The sequence below is a fragment of the Enterobacter cloacae genome (assembly GCF_013375935.1).
Taxonomy (GTDB): Bacteria; Pseudomonadota; Gammaproteobacteria; order Enterobacterales; family Enterobacteriaceae; genus Enterobacter; species Enterobacter pasteurii.
Genome location: NZ_CP056117.1, coordinates 4,382,927 through 4,396,238, shown reverse-complemented (window position 1 = coordinate 4,396,238; position 13,312 = coordinate 4,382,927). Strand labels below are relative to the sequence as shown.

Below are 13,312 nucleotides of genomic sequence, written 5' to 3'. Positions count from 1 at the left end.
TTACCCTCGTGAGTCACTCGTTCACAAAGTGTAACCCATAGGGTTAAATCGTGAAATGCGCCGGTATAGTCACGGCTTTAACCACCGCCGACGTGAGCTTGCGTAACTGCTCCTGCGATATGCTGTACGGGGGCATCAGGTAGATCAGCTTACCGAACGGCCGCACCCACACGCCCTGGTCAACGAAGAAGCGCTGCAACGCGGCCATGTTAACCGGATGCGTCGTTTCGACCACGCCGATGGCGCCCAGCACGCGGACGTCCGTCACGTATGGCGCATCCGCCGCCGCGCTCAGCGCCTGTTTCAGCTGCGCCTCAATCGCCGCCACCTGCGCCTGCCATTCGCCGCTCTCCAGAATGGCGAGGCTTTCGCTTGCCACCGCGCAGGCCAGCGGGTTGCCCATAAACGTTGGGCCGTGCATAAAACAGCCCGCTTCGCCGTCGCTGATGGTGTCGGCAACGTGGCGTGTGGTAAGCGTGGCGGAGAGCGTCATGGTGCCGCCGGTCAACGCTTTGCCCAGGCACAGAATATCCGGCGCAATACCCGCATGCTCGCAGGCGAAAAGCTTCCCGGTGCGGCCAAAGCCGGTGGCGATCTCATCGGCTATCAGCAGAATGCCCTCGCGGTCGCACATTTTTCGAATGCGCTTCAGCCATTCGGGATGGTACATCCGCATTCCGCCCGCGCCCTGCACAATCGGCTCGAGAATCACGGCAGCAATCTCATGGCGATGGGCCGCCATCAGCCGCGCAAAGCCCACTATGTCCATCTCGTCCCATTCGCCGTCGAAGCGGCTCTGCGGAGCCGGAGCAAACAGGTTTTCCGGCAGATAGCCTTTCCACAGGCTGTGCATGGAGTTGTCCGGATCGCACACCGACATCGCGCCAAAGGTGTCGCCGTGATAGCCGTTGCGGAAGGTGAGGAACCGCTGGCGCGTTTCGCCTTTCGCATGCCAGTACTGCAACGCCATTTTCATTGCCACCTCCACGGCCACCGAGCCGGAGTCGGCAAGAAACACGCACTCCAGCGCGTCGGGAGTCATCGCTACCAGACGGCGGCACAGATCGACCGCAGGCTGATGGGCGATCCCGCCAAACATCACGTGTGACATCCGGTCAATCTGGGACTTCATCGCCGCGTTCAGCCGCGGATGGTTATAGCCATGGATCGCTGCCCACCAGGAGGACATTCCGTCCACAAGCCGCTCGCCGCTGGCGAGATGCAGCTCGCATCCGTGTGCGGAGGCCACCGGATAGACGGGAAGGGGACGGGACGTGGAGGTGTAAGGGTGCCAGATATGCTGTCTGTCGAAGGCGAGATCGTCCTGGGTCATAATCGACTTGTAAACCATTTTGAAAAGTTTTAGGTTTACAAGTATAAACCGAACCGACAATTAACAAAACCCTTTGGAGAAGCCCGATGGCTCACCACGCACGCTGGACGATGTCGCAAGTCACTGAATTATTCAATAAACCTTTCCTGGAGCTGATGTTTGAAGCGCAGCAGGTGCACCGTCAGCACTTCGACCCTCGCCATGTTCAGGTCAGCACGCTGCTGTCGATCAAAACCGGTGCCTGCCCGGAAGACTGCAAATATTGCCCGCAAAGCGCGCGCTATAAAACCGGACTTGAATCCGAGCGCCTGATGGAGGTGGAGCAGGTGCTCGACTCCGCGCGTAAGGCAAAAAACGCCGGCTCGACCCGTTTCTGCATGGGGGCGGCGTGGAAAAACCCCAGCGATCGCGACATGCCGTATCTGGAGCAGATGGTAAAGGGCGTGAAGGAGATGGGGCTCGAAGCCTGCATGACGCTCGGCACGCTGAACGACGAGCAGGCGCAGCGTCTGTCGGCGGCGGGGCTGGATTATTACAACCACAACCTCGACACCTCGCCGGAGTTCTACGGCAACATCATCACCACGCGCACCTATCAGGAGCGTCTGGACACGCTGGATAAGGTGCGTGACGCGGGGATCAAGGTCTGTTCCGGCGGTATCGTGGGCCTGGGCGAGACGGTGAAGGATCGTGCCGGCCTGCTGTTACAGCTGGCGAACCTGCCGACCCCGCCGGAAAGCGTGCCAATCAACATGCTGGTGAAGGTGAAAGGCACGCCGCTGGCGGATAACGACGACGTGGATGCGTTTGATTTTATCCGCACCATCGCGGTGGCGCGCATCATGATGCCGACCTCTTACGTTCGCCTTTCTGCCGGTCGCGAGCAGATGAGCGAGCAGACCCAGGCGATGTGCTTTATGGCCGGGGCCAACTCCATTTTCTACGGCTGCAAGCTGCTGACCACGCCGAACCCGGAAGAGGACAAAGACGTTCAGCTGTTCCGCAAGCTGGGGCTGAACCCGCACCAGACCGGGGTGCAGGCGGGGGATAACGAGCAACAGCAGCAGCTGGAGCAGCAGATTTTCAATGCCGACACCGATCGGTTCTACAACGCGGCAGCCGTATGACCTGGCAGGCGCGCATCAGTACCGCGCTCGACGAGCGTCGGGCGGCGGATGCGTTTCGGGTACGCGGGGTGGTGGAACACGGCGCAGGCCGTTTTCTCACCCGGGAAGGCCAGCGGTTCTGCAATTTCTCCAGCAACGACTATCTTGGCCTGAGCCAGCACCCGCAGGTCGTTCGTGCCTGGCAGCAGGGCGCGGAAAGTTACGGCGTGGGCAGCGGCGGCTCCGGGCACGTCAGCGGCTACACCGCCGCGCATCAGGCGCTGGAGGAGGCGCTGGCCGACTGGCTGGGCTATCCGCGCGCGCTGCTGTTTATCTCCGGTTTTGCCGCCAATCAGGCGGTAATTTCTGCCCTGATGGGCAAAGAGGACCGCATTGTTGCAGACCGCCTGAGCCACGCCTCGCTGCTCGAAGCGGCACATCTCAGCCCGGCGCAGCTGCGGCGTTTTGCCCATAACGATGTCGCTCAGCTGAACGCCCTGCTGGAAAAAAACGGTACAGGTCTCCAGCTGGCGGTGACGGAAGGGATATTCAGCATGGATGGCGACAGCGCGCCGCTCGCCGCCCTGCACGAGGCCGCAAAACGGCATAATGCCTGGCTGATGGTTGACGATGCCCACGGCACTGGCGTCGTTGGCGAAGAGGGGCGCGGAAGCGCGTACCGGCAGCGCGTCAGGCCGGAGCTGCTGGTGGTTACCTTCGGAAAAGGGTTTGGCGTTAGCGGCGCCGCGGTGCTGTGCAGCGAGCCGGTGGCCGATTACCTGGTCCAGTTCGCCCGGCATCTGATCTACAGCACCAGCATGCCCCCGGCGCAGGCCGTGGCGCTTTGCGCGTCACTGTCCGTGATCCGCGGCGAAGAGGGGGCTGAACGCCGTGCGCGCCTGGCTGAACATATTCAGCGTTTTCGCCGGGGCATTAGCGAGCTCCCGTTCCGCCTGACCGATTCACAAAGCGCCATACAGCCTCTGATCGTGGGCGAAAACCACCGGGCGCTGGCGCTGGCACAGGCGCTGCGGGAAAGCGGAATGTGGGTGACGGCTATCCGTCCGCCTACCGTTCCGCCGGGCACCGCGCGTTTGCGTCTGACGCTCACGGCAGCGCACGAAGCCGGGGATATCGACGCCCTTCTGGAGGCCCTGCATGTCTCCCGTCAATAAGCAGGCCGTTGCCGCGGCGTTTGGCCGGGCTGCGCAAAGCTATTCACAGCACGATGAGCTGCAGCGCCTGAGCGCGCGCGGGCTGCTCTCCGCGCTCGGCGACAAACGGTTTGCGCAGGTGCTGGACGCGGGCTGCGGGCCGGGAAGCAACAGCCGCTACTGGCGCGAGAACGGCAGCCACGTTACGGCGCTGGATCTGTCCTCGCGAATGCTGGAAGAAGCCCGTCATCAGCAGTCGGCGGACCATTATCTGGTGGCAGATATCGAGTCCATTCCGCTGGCGGACGCCCGGTTCGACCTGGTCTGGAGCCATCTGGCGGTGCAGTGGTGCACCAGCCTGCCGCAGGCGCTGCGCGAGCTGTACCGCGTGGCGCGGCCCGGCGGGACGGTGGCGTTTACCACCCTGCTGAAAAGTTCGCTGCCGGAGCTGAATCAGGCGTGGAGGGCGGTGGATGCGCAGCCGCACGCCAACCGGTTTCTCTCCCACGGGCAGGTCATCCAGGCGCTGGACGGCTGGCGCTATCGCGGCGTGGCCCAGACCGTCACCCTCGAATTTAGCGATGCGCTAAGCGCCATGCGCTCTCTGAAGGGCATTGGCGCCACGCACCTGCACGCCGGGCGGGAGAAGAAGCCGCTCACCCGCGGTCAGCTACAGCGTCTGGAGCTGGCCTGGCCGCAGGCGCGGGGCCAGTTCCCGCTCTCCTATCATCTTTTTCATGGGATTATTGAACGTGACTGAACGTTATTTTGTTACCGGCACGGACACCGAAGTCGGTAAAACGGTTGCCAGCGCCGCGCTGCTGCAGGCGGCGAAACGGCTGGGGAAAAAGGCCGCCGGATATAAGCCCGTGGCCTCCGGCAGCGAGATGACCCCTGAGGGGTTACGCAATACCGACGCGCTGGCGCTACAGCGTAACGGCAGCCTCAGCCTTGCCTATTCTGCGGTAAATCCCTACACCTTTGCCGAGCCAACCTCGCCGCACATCGTGAGTGCTGATGAAGGCCGTCCGATTGAGTTCGCCGTGCTCTCATCCGGCCTGCGCGCGCTTGAAAGTCAGGCCGACTGGGTGCTGGTGGAAGGGGCCGGCGGCTGGTTTACCCCGCTTTCGGAACAGCAGACGTTTGCCGACTGGGTGCAGGCCGAACGGCTCCCGGTGATTCTGGTGGTTGGCGTGAAGCTTGGGTGTATTAACCACGCCGTGCTGACCGCTCAGGCCGTACGGCAGGCCGGGCTGCCGCTGGCAGGCTGGATAGCCAACGACGTGGTTGCGCCGGGTAAGCGCCATGCTGAGTATCTGGCGACGCTGAAGCGGATGCTGCCAGCGCCGTTCCTGGGGGAGATCCCGTGGCTTGCCGACGGTGCAGAGCAGGCGGAAACCGGGCAGTATCTCAATCTCAGCGCCTTACGTCCCGCGCCATCCAGTGTGCAATAAGCTCGTCATTCAGTTCGTTAACGTGGCCCTGCGCCACGTTACGCCCGCGATAGAGCATGCAGAAACGGTCCGCCACCCGGCGGATAAACGACAGCTGCTGCTCCGCTAACAGCACCGTCATTCCCAGCTCCCGATTCAGCCGCAACAGCAGCTGTCCCAGCCTGTGGGCGAAACTCTGCCCGGCGCCATGCATGGGCTCATCCAGGATCAGCACCCGCGGGCGGTTAACCAGCGCGCTGGCCAGGGCCAGCCGATACTGGTCGTCAGGCGAAAGCGTAGCGGCGCGGACCTGGCGCAGCGGATACAGCTCCGGAAACAGATCATACGCCTCGCTTTTTGCGGCAGGATCGGGTTTCCCCGTCGCCCGCATGGCGATATGCAGGTTTTCATCAATGGTCAGCTGGGAAAATATCCGCCGATCCTGCGGGACGTAGCCTATCGTTGGCGGCGCAGGGGGTTCTGCCGACGGGCTGAGCAAATTACGCGGCGGCGCACCGGCTTCATGCCAGATGATGGTGCCGCTCTCGACGGGCACTTTTCCGGTAATGCAGTTCATGAGCGTGGATTTGCCCATGCCGGGCAGGCCAACGATGCCTGTACAGATCCCTTGTGGAAAGTCGACATTCACGTTCCATAGCGTATGTTGGCTCCCGTAAAACTGATTTACAGCACGCAGACTCAACATCTTTCTCTCCTTAAAAATGTGTGGGTGTAAGGCTCAGGTTGATGTCTGCAAAACGCCTGCCAGAAGCTGAATAATGATTAAAAAAAGGCCGTTTTTAGGAATAACACACTGCTTAAAAGTAATACGGCTGCTTCAAATGCACGCTCCCGGTGCCGAACATGTTGAATTGTGGTGCAGGGGAAAATGACGGAAATGTGATTAAGATCTCACCGACGGCTTATGAAAAATTGAGCGCTTTCCAGGCAAAAAAGAGTGATAAAAATTTTTTACCGCCGCTTCGTGGGAAAAACCGGGAATTTGCTGAAGTACGCGCCATACGGGCTGGAGGCAGTTATCCACTATTCCTGTGGATAACCTTGTGCATTAGAGTTAGAAAACACGCGATAAGCGAGAGAATACGCGGGTTACGCCCAAATTGATGCGAAACGCGGCTTGATGAAATAGTCTTTGTTTATTAACGAATTAGATAAATGCAATTCCCGGCACCGCACCACGACGGGTTGCCACAAAACTTTCATATCGTCCCTTGACAAATGTTAAAAAAGTAATAGTTCTGGGGATAACCCCCAAAGCGTGGTGTTTTATTTTGTCTGATATAAAATTTTGGTCGGGATCGCGCTAAACCTCTCCCCGCTACGCTAAATATCCTGACACGCTACTGGTTTTTCATCCAGTGTTTTTTACTGGCAATCCTGGCCACAACGAGTAAAATTACTCACCTGCCGCTTATTACGTCATCAGGTCGTTGCCCATGAGTAAACCGTTCAAATTGAATTCTGCTTTCCGTCCATCCGGGGACCAGCCCGAGGCTATTCGTCGCCTGGAAGAGGGGCTGGAAGACGGGCTGGCGCACCAGACCCTGCTTGGAGTAACCGGTTCGGGTAAAACGTTTACCATTGCCAACGTCATTGCCGATCTTCAGCGGCCAACCATGGTCCTGGCGCCCAACAAAACGCTGGCGGCGCAGCTGTACGGTGAGATGAAAGAGTTCTTCCCGGAAAACGCCGTAGAGTATTTCGTCTCCTACTACGACTATTACCAGCCGGAAGCCTACGTTCCCAGCTCCGACACGTTCATCGAAAAAGATGCCTCGGTGAATGAACACATTGAGCAGATGCGTCTGTCGGCGACCAAAGCGCTGCTGGAGCGTCGCGACGTGGTGGTGGTGGCCTCGGTTTCGGCGATCTACGGCCTGGGCGATCCGGATCTCTATCTCAAGATGATGCTGCACCTGACGCAGGGGATGATCATCGATCAGCGCGCGATTTTGCGCCGTCTGGCGGAGCTGCAGTACACCCGTAACGACCAGGCGTTTCAGCGCGGGACCTTCCGCGTGCGCGGTGAGGTGATCGACATCTTCCCGGCGGAATCGGACGACATGGCGCTGCGCGTTGAGCTGTTCGACGAAGAGGTGGAACGGCTGTCGCTGTTCGATCCGCTGACCGGCCACGTCGAGTCCGTTATCCAGCGCTTCACCATCTACCCGAAAACGCACTACGTCACGCCACGCGAGCGTATCGTGCAGGCGATGGAAGAGATCAAGGTTGAGCTGGCGGACCGCCGCAAGGTGCTGCTGGCGAACAACAAGCTGCTGGAAGAGCAGCGCCTGAGCCAGCGTACCCAGTTCGATATCGAGATGATGAACGAGCTGGGATACTGCTCCGGCATTGAAAACTACTCACGCTATCTTTCCGGGCGCGGGCCGGGCGAAGCGCCGCCTACGCTGTTTGACTACCTTCCGGCGGACGGCCTGCTGGTGATCGACGAATCCCACGTCACCATCCCCCAGATCGGCGGGATGTACCGCGGTGACCGCGCGCGTAAAGAGACGCTGGTGGAGTACGGGTTCCGTCTGCCGTCAGCGCTGGATAACCGTCCGATGAAGTTTGAAGAGTTTGAGGCGCTTGCCCCGCAGACTATCTACGTATCGGCAACGCCGGGCAACTACGAGCTGGAAAAATCCGGTGATGACGTGGTGGACCAGGTGGTGCGCCCGACCGGGCTGCTGGATCCGATTATCGAAGTGCGTCCGGTGGCAACCCAGGTGGACGACCTGCTCTCGGAAATTCGCGCCCGTTCCGCCATCAACGAGCGCGTGCTGGTTACCACGCTCACCAAGCGCATGGCGGAAGATCTGACGGAGTATCTGGAAGAGCACGGCGAGAAGGTGCGTTATCTGCACTCGGATATCGATACCGTGGAGCGCATGGAGATTATCCGCGATCTGCGTCTTGGCGAGTTCGACGTGCTGGTGGGGATCAACCTTCTGCGAGAAGGTCTGGACATGCCGGAAGTTTCTCTGGTGGCCATTCTGGACGCCGACAAAGAGGGCTTCCTGCGCTCCGAGCGTTCGCTGATCCAGACCATTGGCCGCGCCGCGCGTAACGTCAACGGGAAGGCGATCCTGTACGGGGATAAAATTACCCCGTCGATGGCGAAAGCCATTGGCGAAACGGAACGTCGTCGCGAGAAGCAGCAGCGCTATAACGAAGAGCACGGCATTACACCGCAGGGGCTGAACAAGAAGGTGGTGGATATTCTGGCGCTGGGTCAGAACATTGCGAAGACCAAAGCGAAAGGCCGCGGCAAGGCCCGTTCAGTGGTTGAAGAGGATACCGTCGCGCTGACGCCGAAAGCGCTGCAGCAGAAGATCCACGAGCTGGAAGGGCAGATGATGCAGCACGCCCAGAACCTGGAGTTCGAAGAGGCGGCGCAAATCCGCGACCAGCTGCATCAGCTGCGGGATCTCTTCATCGCCGCATCTTAGGTAAAGCAGCGTGTTTTCGTCCTCTCCCTGTGGGAGAGGGCATCAGGCCGCACAAAACGATCCTACCCCAACTCCTGAATCGCCTTCTCCAGCGCCTCGCGCAGCAGATGGCGGTCGTGACGGTATTTAATGTCGCTCGCCTCCAGCGGCTCCTGCACCACCACGCGATCGCCAATTCCCGACACATCCACTTTCGGCCCGACCACGACACCGTCGATAATTTTTTTGCCGACGTACTGCTCCATCAGTTCAAGCTTGTCTGCCAGCGACAGGCTCGCCGCCGCCGGGCTGAGTTCGCGACCTAAATTACCGATATACACCATGGGCGCGGGCGTTCTGCGCAGCGCCTGCGCCAGCTCGTTTACCAGCAGGATCGGCATCAGGCTGGTATAAAAACTTCCCGGCCCAATCAGGATAAGATCGGCTTCGCCAATCGCTTCTACCGCTTCACGCGTTGCGTGTACGCTGGGGTAGGTCATCAACTCTTTTGGCGGCAGAATAAGCTGATCGATATTCACCTCGCCGTATACCTCGTGATCGTCGGCATCGATCGCCATCAAATCCACCGGCTGTTCCGACATCGGGATCAGAAACGCATCCACTTTGAGGAGGTTACGAATTAAGTTGATCGCCTCCAGAGGCCGCACGCTCAGGTGGTCCAGCGCCTTTAACATCAGATTTCCCAGGTTATGGCCTGAAAGTTCGCCATTCCCGCCAAAACGGTACTCAAACATCGCCGAGGCCACGCTTGGCTCCGTAATGAGCTGGTTAAGACAGTTGCGCATGTCACCCCAGGCAATCCCGCCTTCGGCGCGTCGGATCCGCCCGGTGGAGCCGCCGTTGTCGGTGGTGGTCACGATGCCCGTCAGGCGTGAGCCAAGTGACGATAACGACGACATAACCCGACCCAGGCCATGGCCTCCTCCAAGTGCGACCACGCGGTCCAGATCCGCAAAAGTGCGATTGCGCATACCCATTCCTTATCCTGTTTTATCTTGCGTCACAGTAACGCAACTACCCCTAAAAGACGATGCTTCTCACAATCCATAATGACGTATATCAATGCGAAAGCGCTGTTTTTGCGTATTCTGTAGTGAAAATGCACGATAACACCGTTATGTATAAATTTATATAGCGAAAAGCGAGAATGGCGCAGTGGAGATTTCCACGCTACTATCGCCATAACCACGTTTTCAAAACTGAAAACATACACTCTAGCCCTGGCGCCTGTGTCGAGAGATATGGCGCCCTGGCCGTGGCGGATTTGCCACCAGGGTACAGAAAGAAATGACTGTGCCTCCCGTATCTGGAAAGGTGTACATGGCTTCACAACTTACTGATGCTTTCGCGCGTAAGTTTTTCTACTTACGTTTGTCGATTACCGATGTGTGTAACTTCCGTTGCACCTACTGTCTGCCCGACGGCTATAAGCCTGGCAGCGTCACCAATAACGGCTTTCTCTCCGTGGATGAAGTGCGCCGCGTCACGCGTGCGTTCTCTGAACTCGGTACGGAAAAGGTCCGTCTGACCGGGGGAGAACCCTCCCTGCGTCGTGATTTCCCTGACATCATTGCCGCCGTGCGCGAAAACGAGCGTATCCGCCAGATTGCGGTGACCACCAATGGCTATCGCATGGCGCGCGACGTGGCGAACTGGCGCGAAGCGGGCCTGACGGCGATTAACGTCAGCGTCGATAGCCTTGACGCCCGTCAGTTCCACGCCATTACCGGCCAGGACAAGTTCCGTCAGGTGATGGACGGCATTGACGCGGCGTTTACGGCCGGTTTCGACAAGGTCAAAGTCAATACCGTTTTGATGCGTGATGTGAATCACCATCAGCTGGACACCTTCCTGGCGTGGATCAAACCGCGCCGCATTCAACTGCGTTTTATTGAGCTGATGGAAACCGGAGAGGGCAGCGAGCTGTTCCGCCGGCATCACATCTCCGGCATGGTGCTGCGCGATGAACTGCTGAAGCGCGGCTGGATCCATCAGATCCGCCAGCGTAGCGATGGCCCGGCGCAGGTCTTCTGTCACCCGGATTATGAAGGCGAAATCGGGCTTATCATGCCCTATGAGAAAGACTTCTGTGCCAGCTGCAACCGCCTGCGCGTCTCCTCCGTGGGCAAACTGCACCTCTGCCTGTTCGGAGATGGCGGCGTCGATCTGCGTGATTTGCTGGAAGACGATGCCCAGCAGGACGCGCTTGAAGCACGCATTTCCGAGGCGCTGACGCACAAAAAGCAGACCCATTTCCTGCATCAGGGCAATACCGGAATTACTCAGAACCTGTCTTATATCGGCGGGTAATCAGGCTTTAGAAGGAACCAGAAGATGAGTCAGGTAAGCGCAGAATTTATCCCGACACGCATTGCTATTCTTACCGTTTCCGATCGTCGCGGTGAAGAGGATGACACCTCCGGCCACTGGCTGCGCGAGGCGGCACACGAAGCCGGACACCAGGTTGTTGATAAAGCGATCGTCAAAGAGAACCGTTACGCCATTCGCGCGCAGGTCTCGCAGTGGATTGCGGGTGAGGACGTCCAGGTGGTGCTGATTACCGGCGGTACCGGCTTTACCGCAGGCGACCAGGCGCCAGAAGCGCTGCTCCCGCTGTTCGATCGCGAAGTGGAAGGCTTCGGTGAAGTGTTCCGCATGCTCTCCTTTGAAGAGATTGGCACCTCCACGCTTCAGTCGCGCGCCGTAGCGGGCGTGGCGAACAACACGCTGATCTTCGCCATGCCGGGTTCGACTAAGGCCTGCCGCACCGCGTGGGAGAATATTATTGCCCCGCAGCTGGATGCCCGTACCCGTCCGTGTAATTTTCATCCCCATTTAAAGAAATAAGCTATGTCACAACTGACCCACATTAACGCCGCCGGCGAAGCGCATATGGTGGATGTCTCCGCCAAGGCTGAAACGGTGCGCGAGGCGCGCGCTGAAGCGTTCGTCACTATGCTGCCGCAGACGCTGGCGATGATTATCGACGGCAGCCATCACAAGGGCGACGTGTTTGCCACCGCCCGCATCGCCGGTATTCAGGCTGCAAAACGTACCTGGGACTTAATCCCGCTTTGCCATCCGCTGATGCTCAGCAAGGTGGAGGTGAACCTGCAGGCGCAGCCGGAGCATAACCGCGTGCGTATTGAATCCCTCTGCCGCTTGACCGGGAAGACCGGCGTGGAGATGGAGGCGCTGACGGCAGCGTCCGTGGCGGCGCTGACCATCTACGATATGTGCAAAGCGGTGCAGAAGGATATGGTGATTGGCCCGGTGCGTCTGCTGGCGAAAAGCGGCGGCAAATCCGGTGATTTTAAGGTGGACAGCCATGATTAAGGTGCTCTTTTTTGCCCAGGTCCGCGAGCTGGTGGATACCGACAGCCTGACGCTGGACGCTACTTTTGAAAACGTCGCCGCCCTGCGCGCGCATCTGGCTGCGCAAAGCGACCGCTGGGCGCTGGCGCTGGACGAGGGCAAGCTGCTGGCCGCCGTTAACCAGACGCTGGTGGAAATGACCCACCCGCTGGCCGAAGGGGATGAAGTGGCATTCTTCCCGCCGGTTACGGGGGGTTAAAATGGTGGAAACCCGAATTCTGGTCGGCCCTGAACGCTTTAGCGTTGGTACCGAATACGGCTGGCTGGCAGAGCGCGATGAAGACGGCGCGGTCGTGACCTTCACCGGAAAAGTGCGTAACCACAACCTCGGCGACAGCGTAAAAGCGTTGACGCTCGAGCACTATCCGGGGATGACCGAAAAATCGCTGGCGGCGATCGTGGAAGAGGCGCGAGGCCGCTGGCCGCTGGGGCGCGTTACGGTTATTCATCGCATCGGTGAGATGTGGCCCGGCGAAGAGATTGTGTTTGTCGGCGTCACCAGCGCGCACCGCGGGAGCGCCTTTGCGGCAGGGGAGTTCATCATGGACTACCTTAAAACCAAAGCCCCGTTCTGGAAGCGTGAGGCGACGCCGGAAGGCGAGCGCTGGGTAGAATCGCGCGACAGCGACAAGCAGGCTGCCAGCCGCTGGTAACAGGTTTATGAGGATGTGTTAGTCTTAACGTGTGTGTTTACTTAATCAGGAGTGAATCATGGACCGATTTCCGCGTTCCGATTCGATAGTACAGCAGACCCGTAGCGGGTTGCAGACCTACATGGCTCAGGTATATGGCTGGATGACGGTTGGCCTGCTGCTTACCGCGTTTATCGCCTGGTATGCGGCAAAAACGCCTGAACTGATGATGTTCATCTTCTCCAGCAAAATCACCTTCTTTGGGCTGATTATCGCGCAGCTGGCGCTGGTGTTCGTCCTCTCCGGGCTGGTGCACAAGCTCAGCGCGGGGATGGCGACCACGCTGTTTATGCTCTACTCGGCGCTGACCGGGCTGACGCTTTCCAGCATCTTCATCGTCTACACCTACTCCTCAATCGCCAGCACGTTTGTGGTGACCGGTGGAATGTTTGGCGTGATGAGCCTGTACGGCTACACCACCAAACGCGATCTGAGCGGTTTCGGCAGCATGCTGTTTATGGGGCTGATTGGGATTGTGCTGGCGTCGCTGGTGAACCTGTGGCTGAAGAGTGAAGCGCTGATGTGGGCGGTAACCTATATCGGTGTCGTCATCTTTGTCGGCTTAACCGCCTATGACACCCAGAAGCTAAAAAATATCGGTGAACAGATTGACGTTCGCGACAGTGCTAACCTGCGCAAATATTCAATTCTGGGCGCGCTGACGCTTTATCTGGACTTTATCAATCTGTTCCTGATGCTGCTGCGTATTTTCGGCAACCGTCGTTAGTGAGGATGGCGCTGTCTGA

14 protein-coding genes and 1 riboswitch are annotated in these 13,312 nt (G+C 59.0%); of the genes, 11 read left to right on the top strand and 3 right to left on the bottom strand.

The genetic code is table 11. The annotated features are described in order from the left end of the window. Nucleotides 1-43 precede the first annotated feature (43 nt). Nucleotides 44-1,333, bottom strand: coding sequence for an adenosylmethionine--8-amino-7-oxononanoate transaminase (gene bioA / locus HWQ14_RS20630; RefSeq protein WP_413815246.1), 1,290 nt, complete (start codon nucleotides 1,331-1,333; stop codon nucleotides 44-46). A gap of 86 nt (nucleotides 1,334-1,419) precedes the next feature. Between bioA and bioB the strand changes: the two genes are divergently transcribed. The 4 genes from bioB to bioD are packed head-to-tail and all read left to right on the top strand — an operon-like array spanning nucleotide 1,420 to nucleotide 5,047. Further along, nucleotides 1,420-2,460, top strand: a complete 1,041-nt coding sequence (gene bioB / locus HWQ14_RS20625) for a biotin synthase BioB (RefSeq protein WP_148420775.1) — start codon at nucleotides 1,420-1,422, stop codon at nucleotides 2,458-2,460. Further along, entirely contained in the window at nucleotides 2,457-3,614 is a 1,158-nt protein-coding gene (gene bioF / locus HWQ14_RS20620; protein WP_176610847.1) for an 8-amino-7-oxononanoate synthase, read from the top strand. Before bioB ends, bioF begins: the two co-directional genes overlap by 4 nt. Then, entirely contained in the window at nucleotides 3,598-4,353 is a 756-nt protein-coding gene (bioC, locus tag HWQ14_RS20615) for a malonyl-ACP O-methyltransferase BioC (RefSeq protein ID WP_176610846.1), read from the top strand. Before bioF ends, bioC begins: the two co-directional genes overlap by 17 nt. After that, nucleotides 4,346-5,047 (top strand): dethiobiotin synthase, encoded by a 702-nt coding sequence (gene bioD, locus HWQ14_RS20610; RefSeq protein ID WP_176610845.1) that lies wholly within the window; start codon nucleotides 4,346-4,348, stop codon nucleotides 5,045-5,047. Before bioC ends, bioD begins: the two co-directional genes overlap by 8 nt. Here the strand turns inward: bioD and HWQ14_RS20605 are convergent. After that, nucleotides 5,010-5,732 carry an ABC transporter ATP-binding protein gene (locus HWQ14_RS20605; RefSeq protein ID WP_176610844.1) on the bottom strand — a complete coding sequence of 241 codons (723 nt, stop codon included), beginning with the start codon at nucleotides 5,730-5,732 and terminating at the stop codon, nucleotides 5,010-5,012. The genes bioD and HWQ14_RS20605 overlap by 38 nt on opposite strands. Before the next feature lie 751 nt (nucleotides 5,733-6,483). Here HWQ14_RS20605 and uvrB point away from each other — a divergent pair. Next, complete coding sequence (gene uvrB, locus HWQ14_RS20600; RefSeq protein WP_176610843.1) at nucleotides 6,484-8,499, top strand: excinuclease ABC subunit UvrB; 2,016 nt, start codon at nucleotides 6,484-6,486, stop codon at nucleotides 8,497-8,499. A 62-nt stretch (nucleotides 8,500-8,561) separates the two neighbouring features. Here uvrB and yvcK read toward each other — a convergent pair whose 3' ends face one another. Further along, a complete protein-coding gene (gene yvcK / locus HWQ14_RS20595; protein WP_148420769.1) occupies nucleotides 8,562-9,470 on the bottom strand; it encodes a uridine diphosphate-N-acetylglucosamine-binding protein YvcK in 909 nt (302 codons plus the stop codon). 227 nt (nucleotides 9,471-9,697) lie between these two features. Further along, a riboswitch (molybdenum cofactor riboswitch) is annotated at nucleotides 9,698-9,832 on the top strand. Here yvcK and moaA point away from each other — a divergent pair. The 6 genes from moaA (at nucleotide 9,820) to HWQ14_RS20565 (ending at nucleotide 13,293) form a co-directional block, all read left to right on the top strand. Then, nucleotides 9,820-10,809 carry a GTP 3',8-cyclase MoaA gene (gene moaA, locus HWQ14_RS20590; protein ID WP_148420768.1) on the top strand — a complete coding sequence of 330 codons (990 nt, stop codon included), beginning with the start codon at nucleotides 9,820-9,822 and terminating at the stop codon, nucleotides 10,807-10,809. It overlaps the preceding riboswitch by 13 nt. 24 nt (nucleotides 10,810-10,833) lie before the next feature. After that, nucleotides 10,834-11,346 (top strand): molybdenum cofactor biosynthesis protein B, encoded by a 513-nt coding sequence (gene moaB / locus HWQ14_RS20585; protein WP_148420767.1) that lies wholly within the window; start codon nucleotides 10,834-10,836, stop codon nucleotides 11,344-11,346. A 3-nt stretch (nucleotides 11,347-11,349) separates the two neighbouring features. Then, complete coding sequence (moaC, locus tag HWQ14_RS20580) at nucleotides 11,350-11,835, top strand: cyclic pyranopterin monophosphate synthase MoaC (RefSeq protein ID WP_148420766.1); 486 nt, start codon at nucleotides 11,350-11,352, stop codon at nucleotides 11,833-11,835. After that, the gene (moaD, locus tag HWQ14_RS20575; RefSeq protein WP_176610842.1) at nucleotides 11,828-12,073 is read left to right on the top strand and encodes a molybdopterin synthase sulfur carrier subunit; all 246 of its coding nucleotides are present in this window, start codon (nucleotides 11,828-11,830) and stop codon (nucleotides 12,071-12,073) included. The genes moaC and moaD overlap by 8 nt, the downstream gene beginning before the upstream one ends. A 1-nt stretch (nucleotide 12,074) precedes the next feature. Further along, nucleotides 12,075-12,527, top strand: a complete 453-nt coding sequence (gene moaE / locus HWQ14_RS20570; RefSeq protein ID WP_176610841.1) for a molybdopterin synthase catalytic subunit MoaE — start codon at nucleotides 12,075-12,077, stop codon at nucleotides 12,525-12,527. Between the two features lie 58 nt (nucleotides 12,528-12,585). Then, the gene (locus HWQ14_RS20565; RefSeq protein ID WP_176610840.1) at nucleotides 12,586-13,293 is read left to right on the top strand and encodes a Bax inhibitor-1/YccA family protein; all 708 of its coding nucleotides are present in this window, start codon (nucleotides 12,586-12,588) and stop codon (nucleotides 13,291-13,293) included. The last annotated feature ends 19 nt before the right edge of the window (nucleotides 13,294-13,312 follow it).